This window comes from Mycobacterium kyorinense (assembly GCF_001672775.1).
In the GTDB taxonomy this organism is placed as follows: Bacteria; Actinomycetota; Actinomycetes; order Mycobacteriales; family Mycobacteriaceae; genus Mycobacterium; species Mycobacterium kyorinense_A.
Window position 1 is genome coordinate 1 of record NZ_LZKJ01000114.1, and the last position, 14,342, is coordinate 14,342.

The following is a 14,342-nucleotide window of genomic DNA, read 5'->3' on the forward strand; positions in this document are numbered from 1 at the left end:
CCGTCGTCGGGCATGATGTCGCGGGCGCGTTCGAAGAATGCGGCATACCGTTCCTTTTTGAACGCGTCGAAGGCCTCGACCGTGATGATGCGATCGACCGGTTCGTCGAACTCTTCCCAGCCGTGCAGCCGCACCTCTTTGCTCCGCGGCGAGTCCATCTCGTCGAACTTTTGCCGGCAGTGGGCTTGGTCGGGATGCTGGCCAGCTTGGCCTTGCTGTAGTCGCACATGTTGCGGCTGAGCGTCATCCCGATGACGTTGACGTCGTACTTCTCGATCGCGTGCCGCATGGTCGAACCCCAGCCGCAGCCGATGTCGAGCAGCGTCATCCCGGGCTCCAGCCCCAACTTGCCCAGCGCCAGGTCACGTTTGGCGTGCTGGGCCTCTTCCAGCGTCGTGGCGCCATCTTCCCAATACGCGCAGCTGTAGGTCATCGACGGGTCGAGCCACAGCTTGAAGAATTCGTTCGACCGGTCATAGTGCGACCGGACATTGCCGACATCCGGCTTCAGTTCGGTTTCCCCCACGTCCTTCACCCCACTCATAGCCGACGACCCTATACGTCCGGTTGGACCCCTTGCAATCGTGCCCCGCAGGGACCGAAGGCAAACCCGTAACGGGACGGAAGTGAGGCTCCGTTCGCGATAGTCCGGACGGGGGCCAGGTTTACGCTTGACCGGTATTGCGCCGGGGTAATTGGGTGGTGTTGGAAGGGCCATCGTGGGAAAGGAACGTAGCAACGCCATGGCGGGGTTCTCGACCGGAGATGGTGTCCCAGACGTTGTCGTCACCGGTGTCGCAATGACCACCGCCTTGGCAACGGATGCCGACAGCACCTGGAAGAAGCTGCTCGACGGGCAGAGCGGGATCCGCAAGCTCGATGATCCGTTCGTCGAGCAGTTCGACTTACCGGTTCGCATCGGCGGGCATCTGCTGGAGGATTTCGACGCCGAGATGACGCGCGTGGAGCTGCGTCGGTTCCTGTTTCTGCAGAAGATCTCGACGGTGCTGGGCCGGCGAGTGTGGGCCAACGCCGGCTCGCCCGACGTCGACGTCAACCGGTTGATGGTTTCCATCGGCACCGGGATGGGGTCGACGGAGGAGATGGTCTGGGCATATGACGAGATCCGGGAACGCGGCATCCGGGCGATAGGTCCGCTGGGCGTGCAGAAGGCCATGCCCAATGCGGCGGGCGCGGCCGTCGGCTTGGAACGCGGCGCCAAAGCCGGAGTCATCACCCCGATATCTGCCGACGCCGCCGGCGCCGAGGCCATCGCCCATGCGTGGCGCAACATCGTGCTCGGTGAAGCCGACATCGCGATCTGCGGCGGCGTCGAGACCAGGATCGAGGCGGTTCCCATCGCGGCGTTCACCCAGATGGACATGCTGTCGACCAACAACGACGATCCGGCCGGCGCGTGCCGCCCGTTCGATCGGGATCGCGACGGATTTGTGTTCGGCGAAGCCGGAGCGTTGCTGGTGGTCGAGACCGAGGATCACGCGAAAGCCCGCGGCGCCAACATCTTTGGTCGGCTGATGGGTGCCGGCATCACCTCCGACGGCTACCACATGGTGGCGCCCGATCCCAACGCCGAACGAGCCGGGCACGCGATGACCCGGGCAATCCAGCTCGCCGGCCTGACTCCGTCCGACATCGACCACGTCAACGCCCACGCCGCCGGCACGGCAGTCGGAGACCTGGCCGAAGCGAAGGCCATCAACAACGCGCTGCGCGCGCACCGGCCGGCGGTCTACGCGCCGAAAGCTGCGCTGGGCCATTCGATCGGTGCGGTCGGTGCGGTGGAGTCGATCTTGACCGTATTGGCACTGCGGGACGGCGTCGTCCCGCCGACGTTGAACTTGCGCCGTCTCGATCCGGATATCGAGCTGGACGTGGTGGCCGGTGAGCCGCGACCAGGCCACTACAAATATGCAATCAGCAACTCGTTCAGCTTCGGCGGCCACAATGTCGCCTTGGCCTTCGGCAAATACTGACCCCGGACCGCCGCAGCGTCAGATAGCCCGCAGCAGCGCGCCGATCGCCAGGCCCACCACCAGCAGGGCGCCCGCCTGGCGCACGTGCACCCAGGCCAACGCCGCATACCACAACGGCCACACCGGGAACCCCTCCGGCGGCGCATCAGGCGGCGGGCGACGGAAATACGGCCACACCTTGACAAGTCGGGGCAGCGCCAACACCACGAGCACCGCGGGCCATGGCATCGCGTTGGTCAGCACCGCGGCGACGACCAGAAGATAAAACCCGACCATCATCGCCAGGGCGGCTGCCCGGGCGCGGCCTTCGCCGAGCATCACCGGCAGCGTGCGAATGCCCAGCGGCTCATCGTAGGGAATCTTGTCGATGTGCTTGCCCATCAGCACCGTCGTGCACAGCAACCCATAGGGCAGCGACGCCAGCACGACCTCCCAGCCCACCGACCCGACCGCGGAATAGTATGTGCCGCAGACCATTAACGGGCCCCAGACCACGAAGACGTCGGGCTCACCCAGGCCGCGCTTCTTCAGCCGCACCGGCGGAGCGGTATAGGCAACGCTCAGCACAAACCCGGACAGCGCAAACGCCAGCACCGGCCAGCCACGCGCCCACGTCAACACGATCAGGATGGCCAGGTCGGCGACATTCACCACCGCGATTGCGGTCAGCAGGGTGCGACGGCTGACCAGCCCCGACAGCACCGGATGCGGAGCGTAAAGCGCGCGCGGATAGCTGGCGCTGTCGGTCCCGGTTTGGGTGTCGTACAGGTCGTTCATCAAGTTGTTGGCCGTGTGCGCCAACGTGATTCCGACGATCGCGAGGACCAGCCACCGCCAGTCCAGCCCCGGTTGTCCGACGGCCAGTAACGCGGCGACCAAACCGGACACCAGCGTCATCGGCAGCACCGCGGCGCGGGTGACGACGATCCAGCGGGTGACGGCATCGACCGGTCCGTCCGGCGGCGGATTGGTGGTTCGCAACGCGTACGCCCAGGACCTCAGTCGCGAGCGGGCCGTCACCTCAGTCATCACTTGAGCCTAAAGCGTGTGGGGACCTCAGTGTGGGTGTGCCGGCACGATCGGCGGCGGATGGGGTTGGCCCCGGAACTTCTCGAGCGAGCCGCCGACTTCAACGATGCCGCACAGCGCGTTCCAGCTCAGCATCGTCAGGTAATCGATCAGCTCGTCGGCGCTCATCCGCGGGTCCAGCAACCAGGAGTGGGTGGCCAGCTGCACGCCACCGACGATCATGTAGGCCCACGGCTCCACCCCGCCGACGTCCATGCCCGCCGGCAGCATCCGGCGTCGCAGCATCACGGCGAGCATGCGGGCGATGATCCGCTCGGAGTCGGCGATGACTTTGCTTTTGCTGGCCGAACTGTTCGCCATCACGAACCGGTAGGGCTCGGGTTCGGCCGCCACGGTTTCGACGTACACCCGGATGATCTCGCGGGTCAGGTCGAAGCCGTCCAGGTTCGACGACAGCGCCGCGGTCATGTTGGGGATCAGCGTGATCTGTGCGAACCGCATCATCACCGCGGTCGTCAAATCGTTCTTGTCGACGAAATAGCGGTACAGGACAGTTTTAGAGACCCCGATTTCACCCGCGATCTCGTCCATGCTCACGTAGCGACCGCGACGTCGGATCGCCTCGATGGTGCCGTCGATCAGGTCATTGCGACGTTCCACCTTGTGCTGGTGCCAACGTCGCTTCCGGCCATCGGTCTTGACGGTCCCGGCCGGCGCCTGCTGTGCCACTATCGCTGATTCCCATCCACTCGACGCCCTCGATACTACTGGTTAGTACTGCTCCGCAGTTGAGGCGGTAACAGTTACTTCGCGCACCAGATACCTGATAGCGGATGATGGTGTGGTGGTACATCGAGCCAATCCGGCGGCCCGTCCGGCCGTGACGGACTTGATCCCGCTGCCGACGAGAGCACGTCGCACTGCTGCGTCACTGGCGGAGTCATTCGCCGGGGCCGACCCGCAGGCCGACGCCGAGCGGCGCCGCGGACTGCGCCGGATGAAAGTCGTGGCGCTGAGCTTCCTGGTCGGCGCCACCGTGGTCTTCTTGGCGTGTCGGTGGGCACAGACCGGGGGCACGGCGCCGACGTGGGTGGGCTACCTCGGCGCCGCCGCGGAGGCGGGCATGGTCGGCGCACTGGCGGACTGGTTTGCGGTCACCGCGCTGTTCAAGCATCCGCTGGGCATCCCGATTCCGCATACCGCGATCATCAAGCGAAAAAAAGACCAGCTCGGCGAGAGCCTGGGGACCTTCATCCGGGAGAACTTCCTGTCGCCGCCGGTCGTCGAGACCAAGCTGCGGGACGGGCAGATCGCCGGACGGCTGGGCAAGTGGCTCTCGGAGACCTCTCATGCCCAGCGGGTGGCCACCGAAACCGCGACGGTTCTGCGGGTGCTGGTGGAGTTGCTGCGCGACGAGGACGTCCAGCAGGTCATCGACCGGATGATCGTGCGGCGTATCGCCGAGCCGAAGTGGGGTCCGCCGGCGGGGCGGGTGCTGTCCACCCTGCTGGCCGAGAACCGGCAGGAGGCGCTGATCCAGTTGCTGGCCGACCGGGCGTTCCAGTGGTCGCTGAACGCCGGAGAAGTGATCCAGCGGGTGGTCGAGCGCGACTCGCCAAGCTGGTCACCGCGGTTCATCGACCACTTGGTCGGCGATCGCATCCACCGCGAGCTGATGGATTTCACCGACAAGGTCCGCCGCGACCCCTTTCATGAGCTGCGCCGCTCGGCCACCCGCTTTCTGTTCGAGTTCGCCGACGACCTGCAGCACGACGAGGCGACGATCGCCCGGGCCGAGGCCGTCAAAGAGCAGCTGATGGCCCGCGACGAGGTCACCAACGCCGCCGCCACCGCCTGGAAGACGCTGAAGCGGCTGGTGCTCGAGGGCGTCGACGACCCGTCCAGCGCGCTGCGCACCCGCATCACCGATGCCGTGGTGCGGATCGGCGAATCGCTGCGCGACGATGCCGACCTGCGCGACAAGGTGGACAACTGGATCGTCCGGGCCGCCCAGCACCTGGTCTCGCAGTACGGAGTGGAGATCACCGCCATCATCACCGACACGATCGAGCAGTGGGACGCGCAGGAGGCCAGCCGCCGCATCGAGTTACACGTCGGCCGCGACCTCCAATTCATCCGGATCAACGGCACCGTCGTGGGTTCGCTGGCCGGCCTGGCGATTTATGCGATCGCCCAGCTCGTGTTCTGAGTCGTGCTAACTAGTGCTTGCAAAAGTTAGCACTTGGTCGTACTGTGGTGCGCGTCCGCACCGACGATCCGACGCGCAAGGAGTCACTGATGCAGCAGGAGGAGAAGCTTGCCGCAGTGGTGTCGACTGCTGCGTCAGACATCGGCAGTTTCATCAGGACGCAGCGCGAGGCGGCGCAGGTGTCGGTGCGGCAGTTAGCGGAGAAAGCCGGTGTCAGCAATCCATACCTCAGCCAGATCGAACGGGGCTTGCGTAAACCCTCCGCTGACGTGCTCAACCAGATCGCCAAGGCGCTGCGGGTGTCTGCCGAAGTGCTCTATGTGCAGGCCGGGATTCTCGAGCCCAGCGCCACCAGCGAAGTCCGCGACGCCATCGTCACCGACACGGCGATCAGCGAACGGCAGAAGCAGGTTCTGCTCGACATTTACACGTCCTTCGTGCAACAAAACGAAGCCGGCCGTGAGGAGACCAAGTCTGCTGAACCCGCTTAATGCCTAAACCATGACGTTTGGGTATGCCAAACATCTGACCGCCAACACGTAAAACGATCCACGAAAGGGAAACACCATGGCCGACAATCCGACCATTGACGACCTGAAGGCCCCGCTGCTTGCCGCGCTGGGCGCTGCCGACCTGGCCCTGGCCACCGTCAACGACCTGCTCGCCGAGCTGCGCGAGCGCGCCGGCGAGACCCGGACCGACACCCGTAGTCGGGTCGAGGAGAGCCGCGCACGCCTGGCCAAGTTGCAGGAGGACCTGCCCGAGCAGCTGCGTGAGCTGCGCGAGCGCTTCACCTCCGAGGAGCTGCGCACGGCCGCCGAGGGTTACGTCGAGGCCGCGACCACTCGGTACAACGAGCTGGTCGAGCGTGGCGAGGCCGCCCTGGCGCGGCTGCGCAACCAAGCCGGCTTCGAGGACGCGTCGGCGCGGGCCGAGGGCTACGTCGACCAGGCGGTCGAGTTGACCCAGGAGGCGCTGGGCACGGTGGCGTCGCAGACCCGCGCGGTCGGCGAGCGTGCCGCCAAGCTGGTCGGCATCGACCTGCCCAAGAAGGAGCAGCCGGCCAAGAAGAGCGCCGCCAAGAAGGCCCCGGCCAAGAAGGCCCCGGCCAAGAAGAGCGCCGCCAAGAAGGCCCCGGCCAAGAAGGCTCCGGCCAAGAAGGTCACCCAGAAGTAAGCGGCTTCATCCGACTCGACTCCGAGTTGCCCCTGTTGGGGTGACTCGGAGTCGACGTTTTTATGGGCGTCCGCATACGCTTACAGGGTGATGCTCCAAGGTTTAGCCGGCACCATCATGATGATCGTGCAAGTCGCCGTCGTGGTGACCTCCGTCTATGCGTTCGTGCACGCCGCGATGCAGCGGCCTGACGCCTATACCGCGGCGGGCAAGCTGACCAAGCCGGCGTGGTTGGGAATCCTGGGCGCCGGTGTGGTCTTGGCCTCGATCCTGAGTTTCGTCTTCGGCGTGCTGGGTGTGGCTGCCGCTGCCTGTGCGGCCGGCGTCTACATGGTTGATGTTCGACCCAAACTCCTTGAAATTCAAGGCAAATCGCGCTAGTCGGGATGCGAGCGTTCGCTGTGCCGGCAGCGGCACTTCCCGCGCTGCTGCTCGCCGCTCCGGTGGCCGCCGATCCGGCATACGCACCACCGTTCGTCGACCACACCGAATGGGTGCAATGGGGCCGGCAAGCCAGCCTGCGGGTCTATCCCACCGCCGCGGCGCGTACTGCCGCCAGGCAGGCCGTCACCGACAGCACGGCCGCCGACGAAGCCTGGGCCGAGGTTCTGCGCCGGGCACCCAACGCCGACACCCCCGGGATGCGCCAGCAATTCGTCTGCCACTGGCAGGTGGCCGAGTTCGTGGAGCCCGGCAAGACCAGCTGGAATCTGGAGCCGTGGCGGCCGGTGGTCGATGACGCCACAATGATCGGGTCCGGCTGCAACCCCGGCGGCGCGGAAGAACCGTTCTAGTGCCGAACCGACCCACCCGCCGGCAGGTGGCCGCGCTCGTCGACCACACCCTGCTCAAACCCGAGGCCACCGCTGCCGACGTCGCCGCCGTCGTCGCCGAAGGAATCGAACTGGGCGTCTGCACCGTGTGCGTCTCCCCATCGATGGTCCCCGTTGCCGTCGCCGCCGGCGATGCGCGGGTGGCCGCCGTCGCGGGATTCCCGTCCGGTAAGCATCTGGCCGAAGTGAAAGCCCGCGAAGCGGCCCTGGCGGTGGCATCCGGCGCCAGCGAGATCGACATGGTGATCGACGTCGGCGCGGCCATTGGCGGCGAGGTCGCCGCCGTGCGATCGGAGATCGCCGCGGTGCGCGCCGCGGTACCCACCGCGCTGCTCAAAGTGATCGTGGAGTCCGCGGCGCTGCTGGCACTGGCCGACGAGCGCACGCTGGTCGCGGTCTGCCGCGCCGCCGAGGAGGCCGGCGCCGACTTCGTCAAAACCTCGACCGGGTTTCATCCGGCCGGCGGTGCATCGGCGGCCGCCGTAGCACTGATGGCCGACGCCGTCGGTGGACGACTCGGGGTCAAAGCCAGCGGCGGCATCCGCACCGCCACCGACGCGCTCGCCATGCTCGACGCGGGCGCCACCCGACTCGGGTTGTCCGGCACCCGCGCCGTGCTCGACGGGTTGGCTTAGAGGTTGTCGAAGCAGGAGTCCTGACTCGACGACGACGACGCCGGGATGGTCGCGTTCTGCGTCGAGAACGTGGCCTCGACCCCGGAATCGGTGACCTTCACGCTGTCGGCGTGGATACCCAGCGGGTAGTTCTTGGTCGCCTTCGAGGTGAGGTCGTCGAGGTTCTTTTGCACCGTATCCGTCGACATCTTGGACCCCAGCGCGCTCAGGTCGACCACCTGCAGCGACAGCCCGTTGTCGGCGAGCTGCGGCTTGACGGTGGCACTGTCCAGCAGCCCCTTCAATTTGATGGTGCCGTCGCTGGGATTGGTGGTGACCTTGCTGGTCACCAGGTTGCCGATTACCGGAATGGCGTCTTGGATCGACTCCTTGATGCCGTCGGTCGTCCAGGTGATCGTGCCGTTGAGCGAGCCGATCGTGCCCTTGGAGTTGCCGCTGCCGTTCAGGTTGACGTCATGGATGTTCAGGTTCAGCGTCATGCCCTTGGCGCTGCGGATCTGATTGCCCGCGGTCTGCACGGAGATGTTGGTGTAGTGGCTGTTGATGTACTGCCACAGCACCGGCGGCGTGGCGGCGAAGGACACCGTGGCGCTGTCCTGCACCTCGCACTGCACCGCGTCGGCCACCTTGCTGTCGGCGGTGTGGCGGGTGTACAACTCGGCGCCGATCAGCCCGGCGAACACCACCAGCAGCACGATCACCAGGATCAGCAGGAGCGACGTGCGATTGCGCGAAAAGCGGGTGAGGGCGTTCATCGGCTTGTCTTTGGGCTCGTGGGACTCCGCTGAGGTGGGCAGCTTGGTGGTGGCCGGCTCCGGTCGGTTGGGCGGCGGGGCCGGTTGGCGCGCTTGCGGCTGCGGCGGACGCCCCGGCTGCTGATGCGGTGGTGGCCCTGCCTGGCGCGGCGGAGGCGGGCCGGGTGGTTGCGGCCGGTTCGGCGGGGGCGGCGGCTGCGGGCGCCCCCGCTGGGGAATCCGCTCGGTGGGGGATTGGGAGGGGCCTGGAGCCGGCCGCGGCTGACCGGACGGCCCTGACGGGCGAGCCCATTCCGACGGGTCGCCGTGCGAAGGCCCTTGCGGTGTCGTCACCAGCGCGATTGTGCCTTACCGAGCTGAACGAAGTCTGAAAATGGTCACAGGTTGGCGAAGCAGGGATCCGATTGGCCGGGCGGGATCGCGGCGTCACGCGTCGAAAAGTGCGCTGCCACACCGTCTTCGGTGACTTGCACGCTGTCGGCATGGATACCCAACGGATAGTCGTTGGCCAGCCTGGAGGCGAAGATGTCCAGCGCCGATTGCGCGGTCTCGCGCGGTATCGGTGCGCCCATCGCGGTCACGCTGACAACCTGCAGGGCCAAGCCGTTGTCGGCGACCTGCGGCTTGACCGTGACGCTGCCCAGCCCGAGCGCACCCTTGAGCTCGATGGTGCCGGCGTTGGGATCGGTCGCGACGCTGTTGACCAGGCCACCGATGAACGGAATGGAACCCGCCACGGTTTGCTTGATGCCGTCGGACGTCCAGGTGATGCTGGCGTCCAGCGAGCCGATCGTGCCCTTGGAGTTCGCGTCGCCGTGCAGGTCGACGTCATCGATCAGGATGTCGGCCTTCATGCCCTTGGCATCGCGGACCTGGTTGCCCGCGGTGTGGATCGAGATACCGCGATAGTGGCCGGTGATGTGCTGCAGCAAAAACGGGGTGGGGCCGAACGACACGTTGACCTTGTCGTGCACAACGCATTCGGTCGCTGCGGCCACCACACTGTCGGCCCGGTGGCGGGCATAGATTTCGCCGCCGACCAGCCCGGCGATCGTCAGCGCGACCACGATGACGAGAACCAGAACGACGGAAACCGGGTCGCGGAGCCAGCGGCGCCTCTTCTTCACGGGTGCGTCCTCCGACGGTGGCAGTCCGGACGTTGCCTCGGTCGGGGCGTCCTCCGAGTAGGGCGGCGCAAGCCCGGCAGTCGGCTGGTCGTGGGCTGCCGGTGGTGAGTCGGCCTGATCGGGTGCCGACGGTTGCGCAGGACCACCTTCACTGCCGGGGCGAGCCCATATCGACGGGTCGTCGTGCGGTGGCTCCTGCGGATTCGTCACCCGGGCGATTCTGCCTCATCGGCGTCAACGAAGTCGGCCTGGTTGCGCAGCACCGCAATGGCGTCCCGGGCGGCGTGCACGCGCTCGGAGTCGATATCGGCCACCAGCAGCTCGGGGTCGGCGCCTGCGGCGGCCACGACCTCACCGAACGGCGAGACCACCAAGCTGCCGCCGACCCCGGTCGGGGCGCCCGAGGCGCTCAGCGTCTGGCCGGGATCGGCCTGACCCGCCGCGACGACGTAGCTGGTGCAGTCCAGCGCCCGCGCGCGGGCCAGCAACGTCCATTGCTCGAGCTTTCCGGGGCCCGACCCCCACGACGCGGCGACGACGATCACCTGGGCGCCGCGGCGCGCCAGCGCGGTGTACAGCTGGGGAAACCGGATGTCGTAGCAGGTGGTCAGCCCCACCTCGACGCCGTCGACGTCGATCAGCACCGGCTCACGGCCCGGCGCGACGGTGCGTGACTCGGTGAACCCGAACGCGTCGTAGAGGTGGATCTTGTCGTAGTGCGTATCGGTGCCCGGCCCGGCTGCGAGCAGCGTGTTGGCGACCCGGCCGTCGTCGGCGGGGGTGAACATGCCGGCGATCACGGTGAGGCCGGCGTCGGCGGCGATCCGGCGTACACCGTCGGCCCACGGCCCGTCGACCGGCTCGGCGACCGGCGCCAGCGGCACACCGAACCGGCACATCGTCGCCTCCGGGAACACCACCATCGCCGCACCGGCGTCGGCGGCGCGGGCGGTGTAGTCGCGCACCAGCTGGAGGTTGTCGGCCGGCTCGGTGCCGCTGAGGATCTGCGCCACCGCAATCCGCATGCCCACCAGCCTAAAACCTTGCCGAACGTCGACTTGTCGGGCAGAAATACGTCAAATCTCCCAACAACTCGACGCTCGGCGTGCTCACGGGTTGGTGATCCACATCGTGGTGAAGCGCTGCTCGGCGATCAACAGCTCGACGAGCTGGCTGCCGATGAAGTTCTCCAGCTTGCCGCCGACGAGCGGGATTCGAACCTCGACGGTGGCCCGGAATTTCAACCGCGCACCACCCGATTCGGCCACCGGCTCCAGCACGGCGGTGCCCGTCAGCGCGGCCGGCGCATCCAGGATCGACCCGACCACGGTGGCGGTGGCCGCGCCGTTGCTGATCGGGTCCCAGGTCTCCTCGCGGCGGACGCACAGATCGCCGCGGTGGAACTGGGTCACCACCCCGGGTAGCCGGTCGCTGCGCAGCACCTGGGTGGTGACCACGTCGATCGTGCCGTCCTCGACGCGCATCGAGTCCAGCGTCGCGTCGTCGGCGCCCGAATCGGCCAGTCGGGCCAGCCAGTACGCCTCATCGCTGAATGCTCGAAGAACCTCTTCGACGGTGGCCCCGTAATCGGTGGACATGTCGAATGAACGCGGCATAGCAAATCACGCTACCGTTACCGCCCGTGGCGGGAACGTTGTTCGCCGGTGCGCATGTCGCCGAGCAGGTGCCGCTGGCGCCGCTGACCACTTTGCGGGTCGGCCCGATTGCGCAGCGCGTCATCACCTGCTCGAGCGTCGAGCAGGTGATCGTCACGCTGCGTCAGCTGGACGCCGAGCAGTGTCGTCCGTTGCTGGTGTTAGCCGGCGGATCCAACGTGGTGATCGCCGACGCGCTGACCGACCTGACGGTAATTCGGTTGGCCGCCAACAATATTCGTATCGACGGCAACATCGTGCGGGTCGAGGCGGGCGCTGTGTGGGATGACGTGGTCGTCGCAACCATCGAGCGCGGTCTGGGTGGACTCGAATGCATGTCGGGGATCCCCGGTTCGGCGGGAGCCACCCCCGTGCAAAACGTCGGTGCATACGGGGCGGAGGTTGCCGACACCATCACCCGGGTACGGCTGCTGGATCGCCGCAGTGGCGAGGTGCGCTGGGCGCCGGCCGGCGAACTGCGCTTCGGCTACCGCACCAGCGTGCTCAAGCATTCCGAAGCGGCCGTCGTGCTGGAGGTGGAGTTTGCGCTCGATGGTGCCGGCCGCAGCGCGCCGCTGCGCTACGGCGAGCTGGTTGCTGCGCTCGGCGCGACGACGGGTCAACGGGCCGAGCCCGCGGCGGTGCGCAAGGCAGTGCTGGCGCTGCGGGCCCGCAAGGGCATGGTGCTCGACCCCGCCGACCACGACACCTGGAGCGTGGGCTCGTTTTTCACCAATCCGGTTGTCGCGCCGGAGGTTTACCAGCGGCTGGCGGACGAAGCAGATCGTCCGGTGCCGCACTATCCGGCACCGGACGGGGTGAAGCTGGCCGCCGGCTGGCTGGTCGAGCAAGCCGGCTTCGGCAAAGGCTATCCGGGCAGGGAGGAGACGGCCTGCCGACTGTCAACCAAGCATGCGCTTGCTTTGACCAACCGCGGTGGTGCCACCGCCGCTGATGTGGTGGCGCTGGCGCGCACCGTGCGCGACGGGGTCCGGGATGTGTTTGGTGTCACATTGATGCCCGAGCCGGTGCTGGTCGGCTGCGTGCTGTAGCGCGCGTGCACGGAATAGGTCGTTTTCGCCGGTATCTTTGTTTGTCGTGAACACAGCGCGTGACCTGCCGCCGATCAACCGGCGCCGGGCGTTGACGACGCTGGCGGTGGGGATGTTCGCGCCGAACCTTTTGGCGGCTTGTGTCGGGGGATCAAGCAAACAATCGGACAAGGCCAAACCACCGCCGGCGGCAAGTTTGACGTTCCGGCCGGGCGACAAGGCCGAGGACGTGGTGCCCACGGCGCCGATCAGCGTCGAGGTGCGCAACGGCTGGTTCCAGAAGGTGGCGCTGACGAACACCGCCGGCAAGGTGGTGGCCGGCGCGCTCAACCGCGACCGCACCGTCTACACCATCACCGAGCCGCTCGGCTACGACACGTCCTACACCTGGAGCGGCTCGGTGGTCGGCCACGACGGCAAGGCCGTGCCAGTCGCGGGGAAATTCATCACCGTCACCCCCACCAAGCAGATCGACGGCGGCTTCCAACTCGCCGACGGGCAGACGGTCGGGGTCGCCGCGCCGATCATCGTCCAATTCGACGCGCCGATCAGCGACAAGGCCGCCGTCGAGCGGGCAATGAAGGTCACCACCGACCCTCCCGTGGAGGGCAGTTGGGCATGGCTGCCCGACGAGGCGGCCGGCGCGCGGGCCCACTGGCGCACCCGCGAGTACTACCCGGCCGGCACCAAGGTCAACGTCGACGCCAAGCTCTATGGGCTCGCGTTCGGCGACGGCGCCTACGGCAAGCAGGACATGAGCCTGGCCTTCGAGATCGGTCGGCGACAGGTGGTCAAGGCCGAAATTTCGTCGCACCGCATCCAGGTGGTCCGAGACGAGGGCGTCATCATGGACTTCCCGTGCAGCTACGGCGAAGGTGATAAGGCGCGCAACGTCACCCGCAACGGCATCCACGTGGTCAGCGAGAAATACGCCGACTTCTACATGTCCAACCCCGCCGCCGGGTACAGCAACATCCACGAACGCTGGGCGGTGCGGATTTCCAACAACGGCGAGTTCATCCACGCCAACCCGGCAAGCTCTGGCGCACAAGGTAATTCGAACGTCACCAACGGGTGTGTCAACCTGTCGACGGCCGACGCCGAGCAATACTTCAACAGCGCCATCTACGGCGACCCGGTCGAGGTGACCGGTAGCCGCATCGAGCTGTCCTACGCCGACGGCGACATCTGGGACTGGGCCGTCGATTGGGATACCTGGGTGGGAATGTCGGCGCTGCCGCCCGCCAGCGGGTCCAAGCCGTCGCCGGCGTCGATGCCGCGCAGCGCGCCCGCCACCCCCAAGGACGCGCCCACGTTGTCGGGGACCCCGACCACTAGCGTCCGACCCGGCGGCTAGCGCTGGCCTGATCGCGCGGCCGGATCACGATCTGGTCGAGGTTGACGTGCGACGGGCGCGACGCCACGAACCCGATCACCTCGGCGATGTCGGCGGCCACCAACGGCGTCATCCCGGCATAGACGGCGTCGGCGCGCTGCTGGTCACCGCCGAACCGCACCAGCGAAAACTCGGTTTCGACGGCGCCGGGCGCAATCTCGGTGAGCCGCACCGGCTTTCCCAGCAATTCGCCGCGCAGCGTGCGGTGCAGCGCGCCCTGCGCGTGTTTGGCGGCCGTGTAGCCGGCGCCGCCGTCGTAGATCTCCAACGCCGCCACCGAGGTCACGGTGACGATCAGGCCGTCGCCGGACGCGATCAGTTTGGGCAGCAGCGCGCGGGTCACCCGCAGCGTGCCGAGCACATTGGTCTCCCACATCCACCGCCAGTGCGCCAGGTCGGCGTCGGCCACCGGCTCCAGGCCTTTGGCGCCGCCGGCGTTGTTGACCAGCACGTCGACCCGGTCCACCTGGGCCGCCAGCGC

General features: G+C 67.2%; 16 protein-coding genes and 1 pseudogene. 9 read left to right on the forward strand and 8 right to left on the reverse strand.

Annotated features, from left to right (window positions below; all coding sequences use genetic code 11):
* A pseudogene (locus A5707_RS23295) lies at positions 1 to 544 on the reverse strand (class I SAM-dependent methyltransferase); the annotation flags it as partial.
* A 199-nt stretch (positions 545 to 743) separates the two neighbouring features.
* On the opposite strand from A5707_RS23295, the gene kasB reads away from it, so the two are divergent.
* Positions 744 to 1,994, forward strand: coding sequence for a 3-oxoacyl-ACP synthase KasB (kasB, locus tag A5707_RS11905; protein WP_065014674.1), 1,251 nt, complete (start codon positions 744 to 746; stop codon positions 1,992 to 1,994).
* 18 nt (positions 1,995 to 2,012) lie between these two features.
* Here the strand turns inward: kasB and A5707_RS11910 are convergent, their stop codons facing one another.
* The gene (locus tag A5707_RS11910; protein ID WP_065014675.1) at positions 2,013 to 3,023 is read right to left on the reverse strand and encodes a prenyltransferase; all 1,011 of its coding nucleotides are present in this window, start codon (positions 3,021 to 3,023) and stop codon (positions 2,013 to 2,015) included.
* 27 nt (positions 3,024 to 3,050) lie between these two features.
* Entirely contained in the window at positions 3,051 to 3,752 is a 702-nt protein-coding gene (locus A5707_RS11915; RefSeq protein ID WP_065014676.1) for a TetR/AcrR family transcriptional regulator, read from the reverse strand.
* 112 nt (positions 3,753 to 3,864) lie between these two features.
* On the opposite strand from A5707_RS11915, the gene A5707_RS11920 reads away from it, so the two are divergent.
* The 6 genes from A5707_RS11920 (at position 3,865) to deoC (ending at position 7,876) form a co-directional block, all read left to right on the forward strand.
* Positions 3,865 to 5,232 carry a DUF445 domain-containing protein gene (locus A5707_RS11920; RefSeq protein WP_082969417.1) on the forward strand — a complete coding sequence of 456 codons (1,368 nt, stop codon included), beginning with the start codon at positions 3,865 to 3,867 and terminating at the stop codon, positions 5,230 to 5,232.
* An 89-nt stretch (positions 5,233 to 5,321) separates the two neighbouring features.
* Positions 5,322 to 5,723: a helix-turn-helix domain-containing protein gene (locus A5707_RS11925; RefSeq protein WP_065014688.1), complete on the forward strand. Its 402-nt coding sequence runs from the start codon at positions 5,322 to 5,324 to the stop codon at positions 5,721 to 5,723.
* Between the two features lie 76 nt (positions 5,724 to 5,799).
* Entirely contained in the window at positions 5,800 to 6,408 is a 609-nt protein-coding gene (locus A5707_RS11930; protein ID WP_065014677.1) for a heparin-binding hemagglutinin, read from the forward strand.
* 90 nt (positions 6,409 to 6,498) lie between these two features.
* Positions 6,499 to 6,789: a DUF2516 family protein gene (locus A5707_RS11935; protein ID WP_065014678.1), complete on the forward strand. Its 291-nt coding sequence runs from the start codon at positions 6,499 to 6,501 to the stop codon at positions 6,787 to 6,789.
* A 5-nt stretch (positions 6,790 to 6,794) separates the two neighbouring features.
* The gene (locus tag A5707_RS11940) at positions 6,795 to 7,202 is read left to right on the forward strand and encodes a DUF2599 domain-containing protein (RefSeq protein WP_065014679.1); all 408 of its coding nucleotides are present in this window, start codon (positions 6,795 to 6,797) and stop codon (positions 7,200 to 7,202) included.
* Complete coding sequence (gene deoC / locus A5707_RS11945) at positions 7,202 to 7,876, forward strand: deoxyribose-phosphate aldolase (RefSeq protein ID WP_065014680.1); 675 nt, start codon at positions 7,202 to 7,204, stop codon at positions 7,874 to 7,876. Before A5707_RS11940 ends, deoC begins: the two co-directional genes overlap by 1 nt.
* On the opposite strand, the gene A5707_RS11950 is transcribed toward deoC, so the two are convergent.
* The 4 genes from A5707_RS11950 to A5707_RS11965 all read right to left on the reverse strand — a co-directional run bounded on the left by A5707_RS11950 (position 7,873) and on the right by A5707_RS11965 (position 11,374).
* The gene (locus tag A5707_RS11950) at positions 7,873 to 8,631 is read right to left on the reverse strand and encodes a DUF2993 domain-containing protein (RefSeq protein WP_156657838.1); all 759 of its coding nucleotides are present in this window, start codon (positions 8,629 to 8,631) and stop codon (positions 7,873 to 7,875) included. The genes deoC and A5707_RS11950 overlap by 4 nt on opposite strands.
* Positions 8,632 to 9,008: 377 nt before the next feature.
* Positions 9,009 to 9,968, reverse strand: a complete 960-nt coding sequence (locus tag A5707_RS11955; RefSeq protein ID WP_065014682.1) for a DUF2993 domain-containing protein — start codon at positions 9,966 to 9,968, stop codon at positions 9,009 to 9,011.
* A complete protein-coding gene (locus A5707_RS11960) occupies positions 9,965 to 10,783 on the reverse strand; it encodes a carbon-nitrogen hydrolase family protein (RefSeq protein WP_065014683.1) in 819 nt (272 codons plus the stop codon). Before A5707_RS11960 ends, A5707_RS11955 begins: the two co-directional genes overlap by 4 nt.
* 84 nt (positions 10,784 to 10,867) lie before the next feature.
* Positions 10,868 to 11,374: a DUF2505 domain-containing protein gene (locus tag A5707_RS11965; RefSeq protein ID WP_065014684.1), complete on the reverse strand. Its 507-nt coding sequence runs from the start codon at positions 11,372 to 11,374 to the stop codon at positions 10,868 to 10,870.
* Positions 11,375 to 11,400: 26 nt separating this feature from the next.
* Here A5707_RS11965 and A5707_RS11970 point away from each other — a divergent pair, with 26 nt between their 5' ends.
* Positions 11,401 to 12,465, forward strand: a complete 1,065-nt coding sequence (locus A5707_RS11970; protein WP_065014685.1) for a UDP-N-acetylmuramate dehydrogenase — start codon at positions 11,401 to 11,403, stop codon at positions 12,463 to 12,465.
* A 37-nt stretch (positions 12,466 to 12,502) separates the two neighbouring features.
* Positions 12,503 to 13,822, forward strand: coding sequence for a L,D-transpeptidase (locus A5707_RS11975; RefSeq protein WP_065014686.1), 1,320 nt, complete (start codon positions 12,503 to 12,505; stop codon positions 13,820 to 13,822).
* On the opposite strand, the gene A5707_RS11980 is transcribed toward A5707_RS11975, so the two are convergent.
* A partial coding sequence (locus tag A5707_RS11980; RefSeq protein WP_065014689.1) for an SDR family NAD(P)-dependent oxidoreductase occupies positions 13,800 to 14,342 on the reverse strand: 543 nt, incomplete at its 5' end. The two genes, A5707_RS11975 and A5707_RS11980, sit on opposite strands and share 23 nt — an antisense overlap.

Excerpts from the sequence above, each read along its gene's own strand:
- kasB (WP_065014674.1), top strand. The coding sequence starts at position 744 with ATGGCGGGGTTCTCGACCGGAGATGGTGTCCCAGACGTTGTCGTCACC.
- A5707_RS11910 (WP_065014675.1), bottom strand. The coding sequence starts at position 3,023 with ATGACTGAGGTGACGGCCCGCTCGCGACTGAGGTCCTGGGCGTACGCG.
- A5707_RS11925 (WP_065014688.1), top strand. The coding sequence starts at position 5,322 with ATGCAGCAGGAGGAGAAGCTTGCCGCAGTGGTGTCGACTGCTGCGTCA.
- A5707_RS11930 (WP_065014677.1), top strand. The coding sequence starts at position 5,800 with ATGGCCGACAATCCGACCATTGACGACCTGAAGGCCCCGCTGCTTGCC.
- A5707_RS11935 (WP_065014678.1), top strand. The coding sequence starts at position 6,499 with ATGCTCCAAGGTTTAGCCGGCACCATCATGATGATCGTGCAAGTCGCC.
- A5707_RS11940 (WP_065014679.1), top strand. The coding sequence starts at position 6,795 with ATGCGAGCGTTCGCTGTGCCGGCAGCGGCACTTCCCGCGCTGCTGCTC.
- A5707_RS11950 (WP_156657838.1), bottom strand. The coding sequence starts at position 8,631 with ATGAACGCCCTCACCCGCTTTTCGCGCAATCGCACGTCGCTCCTGCTG.
- A5707_RS11960 (WP_065014683.1), bottom strand. The coding sequence starts at position 10,783 with ATGCGGATTGCGGTGGCGCAGATCCTCAGCGGCACCGAGCCGGCCGAC.
- A5707_RS11965 (WP_065014684.1), bottom strand. The coding sequence starts at position 11,374 with ATGCCGCGTTCATTCGACATGTCCACCGATTACGGGGCCACCGTCGAA.